2 protein-coding genes are annotated in these 4,064 nt (G+C 68.2%); one reads left to right on the forward strand and one right to left on the reverse strand.

What is annotated here, in order from left to right; all coding sequences use genetic code 11:
- Positions 1-3,291, forward strand: a 3,291-nt coding sequence (locus tag EPN31_RS16405; RefSeq protein ID WP_291775824.1) for a DUF3418 domain-containing protein, incomplete at its 5' end; no start/stop codon positions are given.
- A 214-nt stretch (positions 3,292-3,505) separates the two neighbouring features.
- Here EPN31_RS16405 and EPN31_RS16410 read toward each other — a convergent pair.
- Positions 3,506-3,985 carry a hypothetical protein gene (locus tag EPN31_RS16410; protein WP_008210488.1) on the reverse strand — a complete coding sequence of 160 codons (480 nt, stop codon included), beginning with the start codon at positions 3,983-3,985 and terminating at the stop codon, positions 3,506-3,508.
- Between the last annotated feature and the right edge of the window lie 79 nt (positions 3,986-4,064).

Raw genomic sequence — 4,064 nt, forward strand, 5'->3', positions numbered from 1 at the left:
GCGGTGCTGGACGAGATCAGCCACGAGGATCCGCGCGGCGACGTGCTGGTGTTCCTGCCCGGCGAGCGCGAGATCCGCGACGCGCATCTGCTGCTGTCGCGCCGGCAGTATCGCGAGACCGAGATCATGCCGCTGTATGCGAGGCTTTCCGCGGGCGACCAGGACCGCGTGTTCAAGCCCGGCCCGAAGCGCCGCGTGGTGCTGGCGACCAACGTGGCCGAGACCTCGCTGACCGTGCCGCGCATCCGCTACGTGATCGACACCGGCACCGCGCGGGTGAAGCGCTACAGCCAGCGCAGCCAGCTCGAACGGCTGCACGTGGAGCCGGTGGCACAGGCCGCCGCCGACCAGCGCAAGGGCCGCTGCGGCCGGGTCGGCCCGGGCATCTGCTATCGCCTGTACGACGAGGCCGATTTTGCCGCGCGCGCCGCGTATGGCGATCCGGAACTGCTGCGCTCGTCACTGGCCAACGTGATCCTGCGCATGCTGGCGTTGCAGCTGGGCGAGGTGGAGGAGTTCCCGTTTCTGGAGGTGCCCGATCCGCGCGTAGTGGCGGACGGCTACCGGCGCCTGGCCGAGATCTCGGCGATCGACGAGGCGCGCAAGCTCACGCCGATCGGCCGCACCCTGGCACGGCTGCCGATCGACGTGCAGCTGGCACGCATGCTGGTCGAGGGCGAAAAGTTGCACTGCCTGCGAGAACTGCTGACCATCGTCAGTTTCTTGAGCGTGCAGGATCCGCGCGAGCGCCCCGCCGATGCGCGGCAGCAGGCCGATGCGGCGCACGCCCTGTTCGCCGACCCGAATTCCGATTTCGTTGGCGTGCTGAACCTGTGGCGCGCCTATCACGAGGCGCACGAGGAACTCACCCAGTCGAAACTGCGCGACTGGTGCTCGCGGCATTTCCTCAGCTTTGTGCGCCTGCGCGAATGGCGCGAGCTGCACCGGCAGCTGCTGCTGGTGGTGCAGGAGCTGGGCTGGCATTTCTCTCCCTCTCCCGCTTGGGGAGAGGGCTGGGGTGAGGGGGCGGCTCTACGCCAGACTTCAGGCGCTGGCGCAGGCGTAGTGGCGGCGCGAAAGAGCAGGGGCGGGAGAGTTTCGCGCGAGCACCCGCCCCTCAGCTCAATCCTCTCCCCGCAGGGGAGAGGAGGCGAACGCGAAGAGCGGGTTATCGATGAAAAAGACGCAGGGCGTTTTTTTGAGGCGATCCATCGCTGTTTGTTGGCCGGCCTGCCGACCCAGGTCGGGCGCAAGGACGAGAAGGGGGTCTACCTCGGCACGCGCGAGCGCAAGTTCCAGGTGTTCCCCGGTTCGGCGTTGTCCAAGGCACCGCCGAACTGGATCTTCTCGGCGCAGATCCTGGATGTCGGCGGACGCGTGTGGGGCATGATGAATGCGCGGGTCGAGCCGCTGTGGATCGAGCAGCAGGCGGCGCATCTGCTGCGCACGAGTTGCCGCGATGCGCACTGGTCGAAGAAGCGCGGCGCGGTGGTGGCGCACGAGCAGGTGAGCCTGTTCGGCCTGGTGCTGGTAGAGAAGCGGCCGGTGACGTTCCAGGCGCAGGATCCGGCACTGGCGCATGCGATCTTCCTGCGCGAGGCGCTGACCCGCGGCGACATCGATGTGCGCGCCGACCATGGAAGGTCAAGTGACGCGAGCGCAGGACGCGCAGGAGCGGCCGCCGATTTCGTGCGCGCCAACCGGCGCGTGTTGCAGGACGCGGCCGACCTCGAGGCGAAGCAGCGGCGCGAGGGGTTGATTCGCCACGAGGACGAGCTGGTGGCGTTCTTCGAAGGCAAGCTGCCCGTAGAGATCGCCAGCAGCCGCGCGCTGGATGCGTGGTATCGCAAGGCGCGTCCGGCCGAGCAGGCGGCATTGCGCTGGTCGCTGGACGACGTGCTGGCCGGCGGCGCCGCACTCGATGCAAGGGCCTTCCCGGCGGTGCTGGAAATGGAAGGACAACGCTACCGGCTGGAATACCGTTTCGTACCCGGCGACGAGGCCGACGGGGTGACCCTGCATCTGCCGCTGGCGATGTTGAACGCACTGCCGGCGGCGCGGTGCGAATGGCTGGTGCCCGGCCTGCTGGGCGACAAGGTGGCCGAACTGATTCGCGGCCTGCCGAAGTCGCTGCGCCGCAACTTCGTGCCTGCTCCGGATTTCGCGCGGGCCTTCGTCGAGGCCGAAGCGCCGCGCGACGAACCGCTGGCCAGGGCCTTGGCTGTGTTTCTCAAGCGAACCACCGGCGTGGACATCGGCGCGGGCGAATTCGCGGCGGTCGTGTTGCCCGCGCACTTCCTGATGCGCTATCGCCTGCATGATGTCGACGATGCGCAGGGCCGAGGCGGCAGCCTGGCCAGCGGTCGCGATCTGGCCACGCTGCGCGCGCAGTGGCAGGGCCAGGCGCGCGCAGCATTTTCGCGCAAGACCGACATCGAGCTGAGCCGCGAGGCTGTGACCCGCTGGGACTTCGAGGAGATCCCGTCCCGGGTGCGTGCCGACGGCGGCCTGCTGGCGTTCCCGGCGCTGGTCGATCTGGGCGAGACGGTGGCGCTGCGCGTGTTCGAACGCCAGGACGATGCACTGGCGGCGCATCGGCAAGGCGTGTTGCGGCTGCTGCGCAATGCGCTGGCCGGCGAGGCGAAACAGGCGCGGCGGCGCTTGCCGATCGGCCATGCGCTGGCGCTGAAATATGCGCCGCTGGGCGGCGTGGAGGGCTTGCGTGAGGATCTGCTCGAAGGCGGCCTCGGCGATCTGTTCGCACGGCACGATCTGGACGTGCGCACGGCCGGCGCGTTCGAGGCGCTGCGTGCGCAGTGTGTGCGCGAACTGTTCGCTGCCGCTGTCGAACGCCTGACCCTGGCCGAGCCGATCATCGAGGCCCAGGCGGAGTTGAAGCCGTGGCTGCAGCCGCCGCTGCTGGGCTTTGCCCGGGCCAGTTACGACGACCTGCACGAGCAGTTCGACGCCTTGCTCACGCCCGGTTTCCTGCGCGAGCTGCCAGCGCAGCGGCTGGCGCATTTCCCGCGTTACCTGAAAGCGATGCGGCTGCGCGCCGAGCGCCTGCGGCAGGACCCGGCGAAGGATCAGCAGCGCATGCTGCAGGTCATGCCGTACTGGCGCGAGTACCTGCAGCATCGCGCCACCGGTATCGCTGTGCAGGATCTCGCCGAGCTGCGCTGGCTGATCGAGGAATGGCGCGTGTCGCTGTTCGCGCAGGAACTGAAGACCGCCGAGCCGGTGTCCGCGAAGCGTCTGGCAAAAGCCAGCGCTTCAATAAAACCAGCCTAGCCGAAGCCTCTCCATCCGTTGTCCAGCTACCAGTCAGATTACGAACCCGCTGGGCACGTTTGCTCCTTCTCCCCGCTGGGGAGAAGGTTGGGATGAGGGGTGGGTGCTCGCGAAAAAGCTCATGCGAAGCGTGCTCGCTTCTTCCATCACTTCGCGAGGTTGGCCCCTCACCCCAGCCCTCTCCCCGGAGGGGAGAGGGAGTAAACCTCGCCACTCAATTCGCCGGCTGCACCCGCGCACTGGTGTTGTAGCCCTTCACCTTCAGCAGCCAGCCACCGAGCAGGCCGGGCTTGATGGTGACTGCCGGTGCATCGAGCGTCCTTCCGGTGTTGAGCGAACTGTCGTCCGCCACGCGCCAGCGCTGGCCGTTGGCCAGCACCAGTACGGCGCCGGGTTGCCAGCCGTTGAAATGGCCGGCGATGTGGCTTTCCACCGTGGCGTGCGCGGGGGCGGCATGCGTGGCTGCGGTGGCAGTGGGAGCGGCCGACGCCGGCACTGCGGCGGCGAGTTCGCTGGCGTGCGTGGACAGCCAGGTGGCGAGATAGTCCCGTTCGCCGGCGTTGAGCTTGTCCAGCCCGGCGCGCTGGTAGGCCGTCGCTCCCATTTGCTGGCGCAGCGTGTTGGTCTGCTGTGCATGCAGCGGCAGGCTTGCGGCAAGCAGCAGGGACAGGGCGAGGGCAGGGCGATACGTCATGGTGGCAACTCGTGGAGGGGGGCGTGCCGATTTTCCGCGCAAGCAGCCCTTCAGTCCAAATCCGTAGAATGGGGGCATT

Source organism: Castellaniella sp., from assembly GCF_004321985.1.
In the GTDB taxonomy this organism is placed as follows: Bacteria; Pseudomonadota; Gammaproteobacteria; order Burkholderiales; family Burkholderiaceae_B; genus Castellaniella.